Annotated in this window: 1 protein-coding gene; it reads left to right on the top strand. The window is 65.8% G+C overall.

Annotated features, from left to right (window positions below; translation table 11 throughout):
* On the top strand, nt 1-570 hold a 570-nt coding region (locus EOA78_RS36370), incomplete at its 5' end, for a competence protein (RefSeq protein WP_164784124.1).
* Nucleotides 571-685: the final 115 nt, after the last annotated feature.

Raw genomic sequence — 685 nt, forward strand, 5'->3', positions numbered from 1 at the left:
GAACGGCACATTGCCGATGTGCGGACGAAGCATAGGCTCGTCCTCGAGTTCCAGCACTCGCACATACCCCCACAGGAGCGGCAGGCCCGCGAAGCCTTTTATCGCGACATGGTCTGGATCGTGGATGGAACGCGCCGGACGCGCGACCTGCCGCGCTTCGAGGAAGGCCGCCGTTCATTGCAGGTCTCACCTTGGCAAGGTGTCTATACGACACCGTTCCCTCAGGAGTGTTTCCCGCGCGATTGGCTGGACAGCCGTGCTCCCGTCTTCTTCGATTTCGCTGGAACGGAGGCGATCGATCATCATGCGCCCGCCGAACGGCGCTTGCTGTGGGGATTGCTGCCGGGACGTGCCGAAGGTCATGCCGTCGTCGTGGTGCTTGCGCGGCAGAATCTTGTCCGCGCCGCTCACGACCGCCCGCAGATCGTCGCTTCCCGTAAGATCCTCACTATCCTTGGCGAGCGGTTTCGCGCGGCGCGCGCCCGGGCGATGCTGGAGGCGCGTCGCTATCCGGTCAAGACGGCGTGGAAGCCGCGCCGCCGATGGCGGCGCCGTACGGCCCGGTTCTAAGTTTAGGCCGTCATCGGCAAGGAAGAAGCCCAGAGAAGAAAGGGAGGAAGAAGGCCCGCTCGCAGATCGGGCGGGCCGCCGCCGCTGGCGCTCAACCGCGCCGCTCGCGATCCCG

Origin of the sequence: Mesorhizobium sp. M5C.F.Cr.IN.023.01.1.1, from assembly GCF_003997585.1 — a bacterium.
Lineage (GTDB): Bacteria > Pseudomonadota > Alphaproteobacteria > Rhizobiales > Rhizobiaceae > Mesorhizobium > Mesorhizobium wenxiniae.